Below are 15,173 nucleotides of genomic sequence, written 5' to 3'. Positions count from 1 at the left end.
CGGTGCCAGCAGTCAATCAGTCCCAGCCCCTTTTGACGGGGGTCATTCCGGCCATCCGTGTGACAGTTCAAGGCAGTGGAATGGCGGAGTTTATCGGGGCGAACACAGCACCCGTACCGCACACACAACGCTAAGCTTTTGGTCGGCGGATCGACCCTCGGCATGTAATTCACCAGAAAGCTGGTGCGGAATGCGGGGATATGCACCGCAAGCCGTCTCGTTAAAGCAATGGTGAAAATAGGCGGGCTGCGGATTCCAAAAATCGGGTTATCATTTTCTTGTGCGCAAACTCTTCTTCCTCTATCGGCGTCGTGTACTGCAAATCCCGTTCAAAATCTTCAACCAACGCCGCCACACTATCCGTTCGCATCAAAATCGCATTGACTTCGAAATTCAAATGGAAGCTGCGCATATCCATATTAGCTGTTCCTATCGTAGCAATCTCGCCGTCTACTATAATAAGCTTGGAATGCAGAAAGCCTTTTTCATATTCATAAATTTGTACGCCCGTTTCCATGAGGCCGGGAAAATAAGAATGGGACGCAAAAAACGGCAGCCATTTGTCTGGCTTGGCTGGAAACAATAATTTCACATCGATTCCTGCCAATGCCGCTACCCGCAGCGCCGTAAAAATATCTTCATCCGGAATGAAATAAGGCGTAGCAATCCAAATGGACTTTTTGGCCGAGGTCAGCATTGAGAAAAAGACGTTTTTCATCGTTTTGAAATCTTGATCAGGCCCGCTTGCGATAATTTGCACCGCTCCGGCTGTCGCCTCTACCGACCTCGGCAGCAAATATTCTGGCCCGTAGAGGTTGGCGGCCGTCGTATGCGCCCAATCCTGCAGAAATATAATCTGAAGCGTCTGCACTGCCTCGCCCCTTACAATCATGTGCGTATCTCGCCAGAAGCCGTACGTCTTGCTGCGGCTTAAATATTCATCGCCGACGTTCAGTCCACCGATAAACCCGACATCGCCGTCGATAACGACAATTTTGCGGTGATTGCGATAATTGACCCGATTCGAGAACAGCGGGAATTTCACCGCACCGAAGGCGGCTACTTCTACGCCAGCCCTCCGTAGATCATTCAGGAACGATTTTGGCAATTGCATGCTGCCTACTGCATCGACCATGAATCGGACTTCCACGCCTTGCCTCGCTTTTTCCATCAGAATGTACTTAATCTTCCGTCCGATATCATCGTCTCTATAAATGTAATATTCCATATGAATATGGTGAACCGCTCGGCCAAGCTCTGCAAGCAGGGCAGCAAACGTTTCTTCCCCGTTGTTCAGAATGCGCGTATCCGATGAGAACGAGATCGGGCTCTTGCTGAGACGGCTGGTCAGGCGCAGCAATTGACGTTGATCATCGGTAAACGAGCCTAATATTTGCTCCCTGCGAAGCAATGATTCGTTATCGATGAAGGCGTACGCTTGTCTGTCCTGCTGCGCTTTACGCGCATACCGCCGCCGCTTGCGATAGTTCTGTCCGAACAGCATATAAAATATGAACCCGACTACCGGAACGAGCGCCAACACTAATATCCAAGCTACCGTGCTGGACGGATGACGGTTCTCCATAAAGATAATGATTGCCAGCGTAATGACCGCCAGCGTCGTCATAATGCTTAGCGCTGTAGCAATTGTATTTCCAAACGTATCATTAATATATAGACCAAACGTCAACAACATGATGATGAATAACCCGACCTGCAGTGCTCTTCTCATCCACATTCTCCCCCATTCTAACTAGCCATTCTATCTATTCACCCATTTTCTCCTATTCCTATCGTTGTACTTATCTACATATACGCAGCATAAACCAATGTTTTTTCCAAATAAATGATAAGACGACTACATAACGCATAAACTCTTCCAGCTGATGGGACAATGAAGGTAGTGCACAAGCTATATTGCTTTACTATACCCGAAAACAACAACATCAAATATGTCATTGACAACGGTTACAATCGTATGACATAATTTTCGAACGAACGGTAGGTAGCTAAGTAGAGGCGGCCATCCGCCTATTACTGTAAACACAGGACCGTTTCTGCGAGATGAAGGAACAGCGAGGAATGGAGGAATTCCCTTTGACCGCAAACCGCATTCAACTCATCGCCCTCTCCCATTTTGCCAAGTATGGCTATGACGGGACGTCTTTAGCCAAAATCGCCGAAGACGTCGGCATCAAGAAGCCGTCCATCTATGCTCATTATAAGAGCAAAGACGATTTATTTCTTCATGTTCTTCAAACCGTATTTATAGATGAGTGGAACTGGATTACCGATTTTTTCAATAAGCATGATCATCTGTCACTTCACGATCAGCTCACCCTGCTGATTCAATCATACCGTCAGCGTTATGAGCAGTACGATGTGCTGAAGTTCATTTTGCGTGTTTCCTTCTTCCCCCCAGAAACGCTGCGGGAGCAAGTCATGGAGCGCATGAATGAATTTTTGGACCGGTTGGAAAATGGACTGGTTCCCCGAATGGCTCAAGCCCTCAGAACACAAGAAATATTTGGCGTGCATCCGGAACAAGCTTCCAAAGCGTTCATATGCATCCTGGATGGACTATTCGTAGAGCTGCTGTACGGTGGACCCGATCGCTTTGAGAAAAAGCTTGAAGCCGCTTGGTCGATATATTGGCGAGGGCTGACTATCAAGGATGATTAGCCTTGAACTAGCACAGATCGCTTATCTTTGTTACAAATCTAAGTGAGGTCATCTGGGGAAACCGAGCGAAGCATCTGCATCTATTCACCCTCATCAGGATGTTGGAAAAAGGGACCTTTCTACTGGAAAGGTCCCTTTGCTATGAATAATCATGTATCTCATAATAGATTGGCAATATCGAGTGACTCAATTCTAGAAACTTAATTTTAGTGACGCAATTCTGTTATGCGAATCGTAACGCAATATTTATGCAGTCTTCGTCTTCTCCGCCCAAGTTACTTCCTTAGAAATAAATTCTTTAAGCAGCAGACCAATGGCCTGATATACCGGATGCTCCGCATGCTGCTTCAGGTCATCCCCGAAACGCGGCGCCCACCGCTTCAAATGATGCAGCACGAATTCACGCTGTCCGTTCATATAACGGTCAAAGCGCTCTTCCGTCATGACGCTGTTCATCATCTTCTCAATCAGAACGGCCATGAACTCCAGTTCAATCGCGATATGATCGTCAGGCTCACCATTCATTTTTTTAAAATATAAGCTGAATTCAGCATACGTCTGCCGCACAACTTGAGCGTAGGACTTCGGCAGCATCTGTTCGCTGGCACGATACATCGTCTCGCACGGAGTCACGGGCAGTTGGCCCGAGGAACCGAAGAGGCGCATATATTCATCGCGCAGCGAAGAGAATACGGCGTACAACTCGTTAATCGACAAGTTCTCTAACAACAAGCGCAGCTGCTTGGCTCCTTCAGACGCGCAGGACATCTCCTGTAACCCCTGATGATTCCGCCAAGACATAATGACATCGAGCGTTGGCATTTCGCCAAGGAAATCGGCTAACAATTGATACACCGCCTTGCGTGTCTCCAAACGTTCTACGGTCTCATCGTTCCACTGCACCGGCTGTTCTGCCGTTAACAACATCGTCCGTCCCCTCCATATGATGATTTCTTCCTGCATCCATATTATGCCATATTCAATTGTTAAAAGCTGTGACAAAATGCAAACAATAAGGAAGAAGAAAGCGTTTTATGTGACGCTTCTGTGAAGTGTATTTCGGTGCGTGATCCTGCCGAAACGATACACTGTTTTAGTCGTAAAGATTATTGTAACAAACGTCACACTAAAGAGACAGTCCCAAATGTTTCCTCATAATATAGGTGGCGCCGAAAGGAGACAACGATGAAAAAACAACCGCGCAAAGGATTTATCCGTCTTCGTGCCATCGTATCTTTTATAGCTATGGGCTTCATGGTGGCGGGCATTGGGATGGAGCAGGATCTCCGCTCCCTCATTTCCGATGTCGAACAGTCCAATGTGCAAACCACCCTTGATCCCGGTAAGGAAGCATGATGATGAACCATTCCGTTTTCAAAAAAGCAAACACGGCGCTCAATGTGCATGCCACCATGCTCCGCAATGGCCCCATCGCCTTTCGCGTGCATTATTGGGGCTTTATGCCGCAGCATTATAATAATACTGTGCATCGCCACTCCTTCTTAGAAGTGTGCTATGTGTTAAATGGCGAGGGCGAGTACACCGATGACGGACAAGAATACCCGCTGACCCCCGGAACCGCCTTCTGTTCCCGCCCTGGCATCTGGCACCAGATTCGCAGCGATCAAGGGCTGGCATTATGCTTCGTTGCCTTCGATATGGATGAGGAGCATACGGAGGATGACTACGCCCAGGCGTTCCAGCATATGGCCGCTCACGCCTTGCCTATAATGCCGGATGCCTCTGCGTCCCCGATGGCAAAGTTATGGGAGGCGCTGCTTGGCATGTTCGACGCCGGGCAGGCGATCTACCCGCCCCCTGTCCTGCAAGCGGCCTCGCATGCATTGCTCTATTCCATGCTGCCGCTGTTCACGCTGGATCCGAATCGGCTGCCGACCTCGTTCGGTGCAGAAGAAACGGCGCGTCCGGTCAACGACTTATTCCGCCGGGCGCAGCTTTATTTGGAAGATAACTTGAGTGGTCTGCTGTCGTTAGAGATCGTTGCGCAGCATTTGCATATTTCCCCGCGGCATCTCTCGCGCTTATTCGTACAGGAAAGCGGTCAAACGTTCGTGCATTACGTGCAAGAGCGCCGAATTCAGTCAGCGAAGGAGATGCTGCTCCGATCCAACGCCGCGATTAAGGATATCGCCGAGCGGTGCGGCTTTGAATCGGTTCATTATTTCACAAGAGTGTTCACCCGCAAGCTGGGTGTATCCCCCGCCCGTTTTCGGCGCTCGCAATTTGCCGAAGGGCGTTCCCGCCTGAAAGCCACACCTCGCACCTAAACGGAATCCATGTCCGTTTTGTACAAAAAAGGAGCTTCCTTGTCCAAATACAGCCTTCCCTTCTTTCATTACAATGGGGGCATAAGCGAACCGGAGAGCGATTACCTCTCCCTACGCAATGACCTGCGATAGAATGGAGGGCTTGCTTCATGTTTAACAAATACCCGCACAATGTGATTCATTCGTCCGTATCCTGTGAAGGCGACCGTCCGTTGGCGTGGATGCCGCAAGGACTTGAGCATGGTACAGAACCAATAGCGGAAGCGATTATGTCCGCCTTAAATAATTTGAATCAAGATGTGCTGGTCGTTGCCTTAGACAGCACGCATGGCGCAAATATGCAATTTGTCATTGCGCGCATTGTCGAACGCCTAGATAGAGAACAGGTGTCCGCTCACGTCTACAGCACCACGAGCTTGATGCACAGCGGCGACACGCTGCGCCGCCAATTCCACCGCTATATTACCGATAACCGCGCTTTTGGCTATATGGCGTCGGATGCGGACGTTGGTGATTACTTTATGACCGATGCGAAAGACCGCTTCGCAGCCGCTGTGGAAGCCGATTCTGCGGGGCATTCGCACCGCTCTGACGCTTCTCGCAAGCAGATCATCCTGCTGTTCGGCCCAGGGGCGCTATGGATCGCTCAACCAAACGTTCACTTGTCCTTCTTCTTCGACGTATCCCGTGAATATCAGCAGCTTGAGCACCGCAAAAACCTGTGCAACCTTGGCATGTCATGGAATCGGGATCATGTGGAAACATATAAAATCTGCCTGTTCCTCGAATGGCCGGTCTGGGAGACCTATCGGAAGCGGAACTTGGAGCGCTTTGACTATTATGTAGACATGAACAAGCCGAAGGATCCCGTCGTTACGACGACAGCCGGCTTGCGCCGCATGCTGGAGCAAGTTGCCGCACAGCCGCTGCGAGTTAAGCCGTTTTTTGCGCCGGGCGTGTGGGGCGGCCAGTATTTGAAGGAGCTGTGCGATCTGCCGCAGGACTGGGTGAACTGCGCATGGAGCTTCGAGCCGATCGCACCGGAAAATTCAATGCTGATCAAGTATGAAGGCCGCACGATCGAGGTGCCTTTCACGCTGCTGATGACCTATGAATATTACCGCGTAATGGGAGAACGGCCGGTTGCGCTGTTCGGCGACTATTTCCCGGTCCGCTTCGACTATTTGGATACGATTGACGGCAGCAACCTGTCGTGTCAGGTCCACCCGAAGCAGGATTATGTAGAAGAGAACTTTAACGAGCATATGACACAGCAAGAATCCTACTACATTATGGAGCTGAAGGATGGCGCTAAAGTATATCTCGGCCTGACCGGCCGCAGCACTCCGGACAGCTTCTTCGGTGCCGTTCGTGAAGCTCAGGAGACGGGTGTGCCGATGCCGTTCACGGATTATGTGAATGAGTTCGATGCCAAAAAAGGCGATTTGTTCCTCATTCCTCCTGGAACGGTTCACTGCTCTGGCGAAGGCAACCTCGTGCTTGAGGTATCCTCCACGACGTGGTGGTTTACGTTCAAAATATACGACTATTTGCGCAAGGACTTAGACGGCAAACCGCGCCCGATTAGCATTGAGCATGCCGAGCATAATGTCGACTTCGACAAAAATACGGATTGGGTCAAGCGCCATCTGATGTCCGAGCCGCAGCTGCTCGGTGAGCAAGGCGCCAACCAAGAGTATTTGCTCGGACAACATGACGATCTGCTGTTCTGCGTCAAGCGGGTTCATCTCTTCGACCGCTGGGAAGACGATACGAACGGCGAGTTCGTCATGTACAATCTCGTCGAGGGCGAGCGCGTACGCCTCGTGCCGTTGGATAACGAAGCGAAGGCCGTGGAATTCGGCTACGCGGAAGCGTATATTGTGCCGGCCAGCGTCGGCCGCTACCGCCTCGAGAACGCTGGCGGCACTCCGTGCAAGCTCGTGAAGGCGGGCGTGGCGTCCACCTGGTCAACGCCGCTTCTGCCGCACGGTTGGCGCACAGGCGAGGAGGCCTGATCGATGCGCGGCCCATCCTCGGCTGCGCACTGCGGCTCCGCTCCAGCGCCGCAAGCGGTGACGCTGGCGCTGGACGCCGGCGGCACGGCGCTGAAGGCGGCCGTCGTCGCAGGCGGGCGCCTCGTGCCGAACGTGAGCGGCCAGTGGCCATCGCGTTCGGAGGGCGACGCCGCCAGCATCGTGGCGAGCTTCGCCGACGCCTGTCGCGAGCTGCTTGGCGCTTACGCGGCCGCAGGCCCGGCTCGGCCTGAGGCACCGATGCGCATCGGCTTCGCCTTCCCCGGGCCGTTCGACTACGAAGCGGGCGTGTCGCGCCTGCAGGGCCTGGGCAAGTACGACCGCCTATATGGCGTCAACGTACGCGACGCGCTCCGCGCCGAGTTCTCCCGCCGAGCGGCGTCCGGCGAAGCATGGGCGGTCCCTCTGGCCAACGCCGACGTTCGCTTCGAGAACGACGCGACGCTGTTCGCACTTGGACTAAGCCGCCTGCACCCGCACGGGCGTCTCCTCTGCTTGACGCTCGGCACTGGGCTCGGCTCGGCCTTCATCGAGGCCGGTCGTCCCGTTGCGGGCCGCAGCGGTGTGCCAGACAGCGGCATGCTCTATGCCGAAGCGTATCGTGGCCGCCTCGTGGACGAGCAATTCGGCCGCCGCGGCATACTGGAGCTCGCTGAGCTCTTGGATGCACGCTGCCCCGATCAGGATGTGCGCGACTTGGCGGAAGCAGCCCGCGGCGGAGATACCGCTTCATTGCATGTCTTCCGCGAGTTCGGTACACGCTTTGCTGAGATGCTGTCGCCTTATATTCACGGCTTCCGCCCGCACCGGCTTATTCTGGGCGGACAAATTGCTAAGAGTGCCGATTTGTTCGCCGCAGAACTGAACGCGCTGCTGCAGCCATGCGAATGCGAGCTGCAGACGAACAATCAAGTGATGGAATATACGTATTTGGGTATCGATGCCCTGTTTCAATGAGCACATGTGCCTTTCCATACGATTAACGATTTCCTTCTGGCCAGACGGCACGTCCATCTTGGCTAGTAGACCCAGTGAAGTCCGGGGCAAGCATGATCACACCTCCCCTGACCTCCATACACATTAAAGGAGTGATTCACGATGAACTTGAACTTGGAACAACGTATTTCTCTTGCCGAGACACCCGCTCCGAAGCGGACTTGGACCATTTATGCCATCCACCATTCACATACGGATATCGGCTATACCGAGCGGCAGGAGCGGATCGAGCAATATCATGTCGACTTCATCCGCCAAGCGTTGAACATTGTACGCCAAGCCAAGGACGGAGCACAGCCGGAATGGCAGGGCTTCAAATGGACATGCGAAACGTTCTGGGCAGTCGAGCGTTTCCTTGAAAGCGCATCCGATGAGGAGCGCCTGCAATTCGCCGCTGCGGTCATAAGTGGTGACATCGAGCTGTCCGGCACCTATTTGAACATGACGGAGCTGCCGGATTACGATCTGCTGCGCAGCATACACGGCAAGGCGCAAGCTTACGCCAGATCGATTGGCCATACGATTGATTCTGCCATGACCGCCGACATTAACGGGTATGGCTGGGGTTATGCCGACAGCTTGCTGTCCAACGGCATCAAGCACTTATTCAGCTGCATTCATACCCATCATGGCATGTTCGCGCTCGGCCGCAAGCAGACACCATTTTGGTGGGAAGCGCCAAGCGGAGCACGGCTTCTCGTCTGGAACGGCGAGCATTATATGTTCGGCAACGAGCTCGGGCTATGCCCGAATGCGCTCGGCAAATATATGATTCAGGACGAGTTCGACAATCAGCTTATTGATGCGCACCATGACGACATTGCGCGCATCCGCCTGCATCGCTACGTATGCAAGCTGGAAGAAGAGCGTTATCCATACGATTTCGTTCCCGTCATGCTGTCTGGCTTAGGCACGGATAACGCAGCACCGAACGGCCGCATTATGGAATTCATCCACAAATGGAACGAGCAATACGGGGAACCGATTCGCATCGAAATGACAACGCTGAGCGGCTTCTTTGCCCGCCTTAAGCAGGAGGATGTCAACGCGATTCCGGTATACCGCGGCGACTGGCCGGATTGGTGGTCGGACGGCGTCGGCTCGACGGCGATGCATACCCAGCTGTTCCGTGATGCGCAACGAACGCTGCGCCAAGTGAAGCGGCTTGATCCGGATGGACAGATCGTGACGGCAGACGAAATTGCTGCGACGGAGCAAGCGCTCGTCATGTACGCCGAGCATACATGGGGCTATCATTCTTCCATCGCCGAGCCGTGGCATCCGAACGTGCAGCTGCTCGAAGTGCGCAAGCAGGCCTATGCTGCGGAAGCGAGCCGCTTGGCTCACCGGGCGCTGGATAAGACACTCTTAGCTCAAGGCGCTTCCACGCTGTATCCGGAGCGTCCATTCCGCTACCGCGTCGTCAATACGGAACCAGCGCCGGCGAATAAGCTCGTCACGTTGTCGATAGACGGCTGGGAGCCCGCCTTATTCCAGAATGGGTTGGAAGTGGTGAATGAAGCCACCGGCCAAGTCATGCCGCACCAGCTCCCGCATCCTCAGGCAGTCATCGTCGAGGTTCAGTTGGCTGCAGGCGCTGAGTGCACACTTCTCATCCGTCCGCAGGACGGCACAGGCCTGGCAGCCGGTTATATGACTTCCAGCACGAAGCTGGTCGGCAGCGATCGCGTGTATGATATGGAAGACCTGTTGGAGGATTCATCCGCGCACGATCCAGTCATCATCTCGCAGCACAGTGTCGAATCGCCCTTCATCCGTATCGAGTGGAGAGAGGACAGCGGCATCGTGTTATGGCGGAACAAGGAGACAGGAGCGGATCTGCTTCATCAAGACCGTGCATACGGCGCTTTCACCCCAATCTATGAGGTGACGCCAGCTGGAGACCCCACGAATCAGAGTCAGGTCTGGTCGGTGCGCAGCCGCATGGGCCGCAACCGCAAGGGGCTGCATGTTGAGCGTTCTGCCGGACGTCTCATCCGTGTCCGTCCGTTGGAGAACGGACCGCTCTACGCCACGGTCGAGTTATTGTATGAAGTGCCAGGCATGAGCTATTACGCCCTCTTCTTGAAGGTGTACGCGACGATGAACCGCGTTGACGTGTCCGTTCGTCTGCACAAAGACAGCGTCTGGCTGCCAGAGAACGTTTATGTCGCGCTTCCGTTCACCAATGGCGATGCCACACAGGACACACTGTACGTTGAGAAGGCGGGCGCCGTCGTGCGGCCTTGGATCGACCAACTGCCTGGCACCTTGCTGGATTACATGTGCATTCAAGAAGGGCTGGCGTGGGTCAATGAAGCACAGTCCCGGACATTGCTCCTCGGCACGCCAGACACGCCGCTCGTACAGTTCGGCCCGCTCGACTACGGCCGCCGTCTTGTTCATACGCAACAGCTGCAAGACGCCAAGCCGGAAACATACGCATGGCTGATGACTAACTATTGGGAAACCAACTTCAAAGCGACGCTTGGCGGATTTTATGAATTCCGCTACATGTTGGACGCGCGCGGCTCTGTGACATCGTCCGCACTAGGCGCGGAGCTGGGCTCGTTAGCGGGAGACTTTACCGTAGCCCGGATCCGATAATTGCTTCACGGCGCTTAATTAGCCCTTTACATTCCAGCCGTCCGTTGTATAATGAAAGCGGCAATGCATATGAACAACTGCATAGTAATCTCGAAACACTAGGGGTGCTTGAACAGGCTGAGAGGCAGCGGCAACGCTGTTAACCCTTATAACCCGAACTAGATAATACTAGCGTGGGGAAGTGTAGTCGACTGATAGATATAGTGTGGCTTCATCACGTATGGAGACTAGACGTTATCTCGAATCGAAACTGCACTTACTCATGGTGCAGTTTTTTTGTCGTTCTGTTAGCCAAAATATAACCGCAACAAGAGAGGAGTTTATTATGAATACTGCATCTTGCGGATCAAGCCGCATTGTCGGCTGCCGGTTCTCGATCTATCCGATGAGCGATCGGTTTACCGACATTATTATCGGGGCCTTACAGGAAACAAATATGTCCAAGGTCTGGTCCAAAACCGATGATGTCAGCACATGCGTGCGCGGACGGACAGAGCATGTCTTTGACGTTGTCCAGTCGATATTTTTGCATAGTGCGGCTAGTGGGGAACATGTCGTGCTGAATGCGACTTTTTCGATTGGCTGTCCGGGAGATTCTGAAGGGGATGTGTATTTGAGCGCAGACGACATCCGTCTGAATGCCGGACATAGCCAAGCCATCCAGATCGAGGTCGCTTCCCAATTCTCACTCTATCCACTCGGTTCTGCGAGCTATATGGATACGATTTACGATATTGTCGCGTTAGCGAAGGAAGAAGGCACCTTCGGCGGAAGCGCCCACTATGCGAGCCGTCTGGACGGAGACGCGCAGCGGGTATTCACTACATTGGAGCATGCATTTGTAAAAGCGCAAGCCTCCGACGCTTCGCATGTCGTTATGACGGCGACAATTTCCGCCAACAGCCCATCGAAGAAAGAGCGCTCTTAGACGCGCGCAATACTTATGCATCGAGATAAATCGTGGTGAAAAGAGGAACTGTACATGAACAACCAATGGAAATTACGCGATATTATCGTGCTTAGCTCTTTATCCGTCGTATTCGCAGTTATTTATTTGCTCTTTTTGCAAGTGGGCAATGTGCTTGTTGGCTTCATGGGCCCGATGGGATACGAAATTATATTTGGCATTTGGTTTATCGTATCGATTATCGCCGCCTATATTATTCGCAAACCCGGGGCAGCAGTCATCTCGGAGACCGTTGCTGGTGTCGTGGAGGTTCTCATCGGCAACGCCGTAGGTCCGATATTGATCGTGTCCGCCCTCATTCAAGGCTTGGGAGCGGAAGCTGTGTTTGCCGCTTCGCGTTATCGCAGCTATTCGACAAAGGTCCTTATGGCAGCCGGCGTCGGTTCCGCCGTATTCAGCTTTATTTGGGGTTATTTTCGCAGCGGGTTCGGGGCTTACTCCCTCGGTCTCGTCATTGCCATGCTCGTGGTGCGCTGCATTAGCGGAGCACTCATCTCAGGCCTTCTCGGCAAATGGATCGCGGATGCATTGGCGAAGACCGGCGTCCTGCGAAGCTTCCCGATAGCGAAGGAGCGCAAGTAAGATGACGGCTGGGCAGCTTCTTGCAACAGGCCGCAGTCATTCGGCTTCCGTTCCAGCAGGGGACGATCAGCACGACAGCAGGAAAGCAATTATGGCGGAAGGGCTGACCCTCGCTTTCGAAGAGCACGACGCGCCCGTTCTTGCCAATATCGACGCTGCGGTTCACGATGGCGAGACCGTGCTGCTGCTCGGTCCGAGCGGATGCGGCAAGAGCTCGCTCGCCTTCTGTCTTACTGGACTGTATCCCTATGCGGTTGACAGCCATGTGGAGGGGCGCGTGAGCATATACGGCAAGCCGCTGGCAGACTATGAATCGGGAGACATCGCACAGCTCATTGGCATCGTTTTTCAAGATTTCGAAAGTCAGTTCTGCATGCTGCGGGTGGAAGAGGAAATCGCCTTCTGTCTCGAAAATTGGAATTGCCCTCGCGCGGACATGGACCATATCATACGCGAAGTGCTTGATAAAGTCAGTTTGAACGATTGGCGCCATGCATTCATCCACGAGCTGTCCGGAGGAATGAAACAGAAGCTGGCCCTCGCCTGCGCACTGGCTCTTCGCACGCGGATGCTCGTGCTGGACGAACCGACGTCGAATCTCGATCCGTATGCGAGACGCCAGTTCGCCAATCTCGTGACTGAGCTCGCGCTCAGGGAAGGTCTTACATTGCTTATTATCGAGCACCAGCTCGATGATTGGATTGACATAGCGGATCGTCTGCTCGTCATGGATGCGGACGGAATAATCGTCTACGACGGACTGCCCGCTCCATATTTCAAGCATCACGTTGCCGAGGCCAAGGCGCATGGCATTTGGCTCCCTCGGGCGCTTGTGCTGCAGCAGGCGTTAGTGGAGGATTTGTCGATGGTCGGAAAGGCAACTGACGTGTCCTCAAGGGATTTTACCGACATCGCTGAAGACGCAGACGATCCGCCACTGACGGAGCAGCAGTTGCTTGCCAAGCTGTCATCCCTTCCCCGCGACGCTCAAGCGACGGCGCTAAGCCTATTAACACCACTGAAGGCGAAGCGGTCATATACCGAAGACCGTGTCTTCCTTCAAGCGCACGAACTCGTATTTCGCCGAAAAGGGCGCGCCGTCATCGATGGTGTCTCTCTTACGCTGCGCGCCGGAGAATGGGTGGCGCTTGTCGGGCCGAACGGGGCCGGAAAATCCACGCTCGCCTCGCTTCTGTCCGGGCTAACTCAGCCAGATGAGGGGAACATCCTGTTGCAGGGCATTCACCTTCATCGTTACGCTGAACGGGAGCTGAGAGCGTTCATCGGGTACGTGTTTCAAAATCCGGAGCATCAGTTCATTGCAGATACGGTACACGACGAGCTTGCGTTCGGCCTGCGGCTGCAAGGCATCAGCGAAGAGGCTGTTCAAAGCCAGGTCACCGATACGTTGACACGCTTCCGGCTGACTAAAATAGCGGATGCCAATCCTTTCGCGCTGAGCCAAGGGCAAAAACGGCGTCTCAGCGTAGCAGCTGTCCTGACCGACAGCCAGCAGCTGCTCATGTGCGACGAGCCAACATACGGCCAAGACGCCTACGCCTCGAAGCAGCTGATGGACATGCTCCATTCACGGGTGCAAGCCGGTGCGGCTGTGCTTATGATTACGCATGATATGGAATGGGTTGAAGCGTATGCCGACCGTGTCATCGTCTTGTCCGAGGGACAGATTCGCTATGATGGATCTCCGGCCTCCTTATGGACGGAACATGCTTCTCTGTTGGAGGCCAATCATCTGCGAATGCCGATGAATTATTCGGTAGCCGGGCGGCTCCGCACTCAACTTGCGGAAGGCGGTGAACGGAGATGATGCTGCGGGATTGGAATCCGAGCATCAAGGGACTGGCGATCATTCTTGCCGTCATACTGTTGTCACTCACCTTTGATCCGGTAACGCCACTCTTGGCGCTCGCCTTTACCATCCTGTTCACCTTCGGATTGGGGCGGGTACCTTGGCGCAAATGGCTATTGGGCTTTGCTCCCTTTCTTATCATGGGCTTTGGTTACGTCTGGACGGCACTTCTATTTCCGCGTACAGCCGATCCCGCTGCAAGTGCTGTGCTCTGGCAGTGGGGCTCGTTCATTGTGACAGAAGCAACCTTCCATCAAGCTTTATCTCTAGGCCTGAGAGTGCTAATTTTCTCCGCGCTGTCGCTAATTTTCATACTGACGACCGACCCTGTCCGCTTCATGCTGAGCCTGATGCAGCAGTGCAAGCTGTCTCCGAAATGGGCGTACGGCATACTGGCTGGCTATCGCTTTCTTCCGTTCTTCAAGGAAGAGCTGCGCATTCTGCAGCACGCTCACCGCATGCGCGGCGTCGAACGCGAACGGGGCTGGAAGAACAAGCTGCGCGCTTGGAAGCGATATGCCATTCCGCTGCTTGCCTCCGCAATCCGCAAGTCAGAGCGTGTGGCAGCTGCTATGATTTCCAAAGGCTTCAGCGGACGGCGCGATCGCACCTACTACACGGAGCTGCGCGTCACTTGGAAGGATTGGCTCTTATTAGTACTGCTGCTCGGCGGGATCACGCTATGCTATTACCTGTCGTGGAGGCTCGGGTATACACAGTGGTATCGAGGACAATTGTAACAAAATGCTGCAGATTAACCTGTTTTTTAAAGTTCATAATGAAGTGTTCGAACTTGGGGAGATGAGAGCCTGATGGCCCATCTCCCTCATATTCATCCCCTTATGCTCATTCTCCCTTTGAATCAGAAAAGACTTCATATAGATGAGGACCAACCTGCGTTATCCACGTTATACGTTATCCATTACTATTTCCGTATCCAATTCCACACCTATTTCCACGTGCATTTCCACATCCATATCTATTTCCTATCCTCCCTGACTCTTTGGGAGATCGTTGCTAAGGACCGATATACTAAGCATGTTGCGATAAAAAAAGGTCCAAACGGGCTCCATGCTCTCCCATTCAGACCTTCTTGGCGAAGTTAACCCGCCTGCGCTCTCCATTTTGGAAAAAGCAAGGCGGTT

12 protein-coding genes and 1 riboswitch are annotated in these 15,173 nt (G+C 53.4%); of the genes, 10 read left to right on the top strand and 2 right to left on the bottom strand.

Annotated elements, in window-relative coordinates:
- Positions 1 to 220: 220 nt before the first annotated feature.
- Positions 221 to 1,732, bottom strand: coding sequence for a cardiolipin synthase (gene cls, locus M3650_RS08465; RefSeq protein ID WP_251573750.1), 1,512 nt, complete (start codon positions 1,730 to 1,732; stop codon positions 221 to 223).
- Positions 1,733 to 2,097: 365 nt separating this feature from the next.
- Between cls and M3650_RS08460 the strand changes: the two genes are divergently transcribed.
- Positions 2,098 to 2,682 (top strand): TetR/AcrR family transcriptional regulator, encoded by a 585-nt coding sequence (locus M3650_RS08460; RefSeq protein ID WP_019420942.1) that lies wholly within the window; start codon positions 2,098 to 2,100, stop codon positions 2,680 to 2,682.
- A gap of 246 nt (positions 2,683 to 2,928) precedes the next feature.
- On the opposite strand, the gene M3650_RS08455 is transcribed toward M3650_RS08460, so the two are convergent.
- A complete protein-coding gene (locus tag M3650_RS08455) occupies positions 2,929 to 3,609 on the bottom strand; it encodes a TorD/DmsD family molecular chaperone (protein ID WP_233696270.1) in 681 nt (226 codons plus the stop codon).
- 258 nt (positions 3,610 to 3,867) lie between these two features.
- Between M3650_RS08455 and M3650_RS08450 the strand changes: the two genes are divergently transcribed.
- The 9 genes from M3650_RS08450 to M3650_RS08410 all read left to right on the top strand — a co-directional run bounded on the left by M3650_RS08450 (position 3,868) and on the right by M3650_RS08410 (position 14,768).
- Positions 3,868 to 4,038: a hypothetical protein gene (locus M3650_RS08450; protein WP_251573749.1), complete on the top strand. Its 171-nt coding sequence runs from the start codon at positions 3,868 to 3,870 to the stop codon at positions 4,036 to 4,038.
- 2 nt (positions 4,039 to 4,040) lie between these two features.
- Positions 4,041 to 4,970 carry an AraC family transcriptional regulator gene (locus M3650_RS08445; protein WP_251573748.1) on the top strand — a complete coding sequence of 310 codons (930 nt, stop codon included), beginning with the start codon at positions 4,041 to 4,043 and terminating at the stop codon, positions 4,968 to 4,970.
- A gap of 149 nt (positions 4,971 to 5,119) precedes the next feature.
- Positions 5,120 to 6,988, top strand: coding sequence for a class I mannose-6-phosphate isomerase (locus M3650_RS08440; RefSeq protein ID WP_251573747.1), 1,869 nt, complete (start codon positions 5,120 to 5,122; stop codon positions 6,986 to 6,988).
- 3 nt (positions 6,989 to 6,991) lie between these two features.
- Positions 6,992 to 7,963, top strand: coding sequence for an ROK family protein (locus M3650_RS08435; protein ID WP_251573746.1), 972 nt, complete (start codon positions 6,992 to 6,994; stop codon positions 7,961 to 7,963).
- Between the two features lie 141 nt (positions 7,964 to 8,104).
- The gene (locus tag M3650_RS08430; RefSeq protein WP_251573745.1) at positions 8,105 to 10,609 is read left to right on the top strand and encodes a glycoside hydrolase family 38 N-terminal domain-containing protein; all 2,505 of its coding nucleotides are present in this window, start codon (positions 8,105 to 8,107) and stop codon (positions 10,607 to 10,609) included.
- Between the two features lie 90 nt (positions 10,610 to 10,699).
- A riboswitch (TPP riboswitch) is annotated at positions 10,700 to 10,806 on the top strand.
- A 128-nt stretch (positions 10,807 to 10,934) separates the two neighbouring features.
- Complete coding sequence (locus tag M3650_RS08425; protein WP_233696265.1) at positions 10,935 to 11,537, top strand: Ykof family thiamine-binding protein; 603 nt, start codon at positions 10,935 to 10,937, stop codon at positions 11,535 to 11,537.
- 54 nt (positions 11,538 to 11,591) lie between these two features.
- Complete coding sequence (locus tag M3650_RS08420) at positions 11,592 to 12,158, top strand: ECF transporter S component (RefSeq protein ID WP_251573744.1); 567 nt, start codon at positions 11,592 to 11,594, stop codon at positions 12,156 to 12,158.
- 1 nt (position 12,159) lies between these two features.
- On the top strand, positions 12,160 to 13,986 hold the full coding sequence (locus M3650_RS08415; RefSeq protein ID WP_251573743.1) for an ABC transporter ATP-binding protein: 1,827 nt from the start codon (positions 12,160 to 12,162) through the stop codon (positions 13,984 to 13,986).
- Positions 13,983 to 14,768, top strand: coding sequence for an energy-coupling factor transporter transmembrane component T family protein (locus M3650_RS08410; protein ID WP_251573742.1), 786 nt, complete (start codon positions 13,983 to 13,985; stop codon positions 14,766 to 14,768). The genes M3650_RS08415 and M3650_RS08410 overlap by 4 nt, the downstream gene beginning before the upstream one ends.
- Positions 14,769 to 15,173 lie beyond the last annotated feature (405 nt).

The organism is Paenibacillus sp. MER TA 81-3 (assembly GCF_023713585.1).
GTDB classification, from domain to species: domain Bacteria; phylum Bacillota; class Bacilli; order Paenibacillales; family Paenibacillaceae; genus Paenibacillus_B; species Paenibacillus_B profundus.
This window is presented reverse-complemented; position numbering and strand designations above follow the sequence as displayed.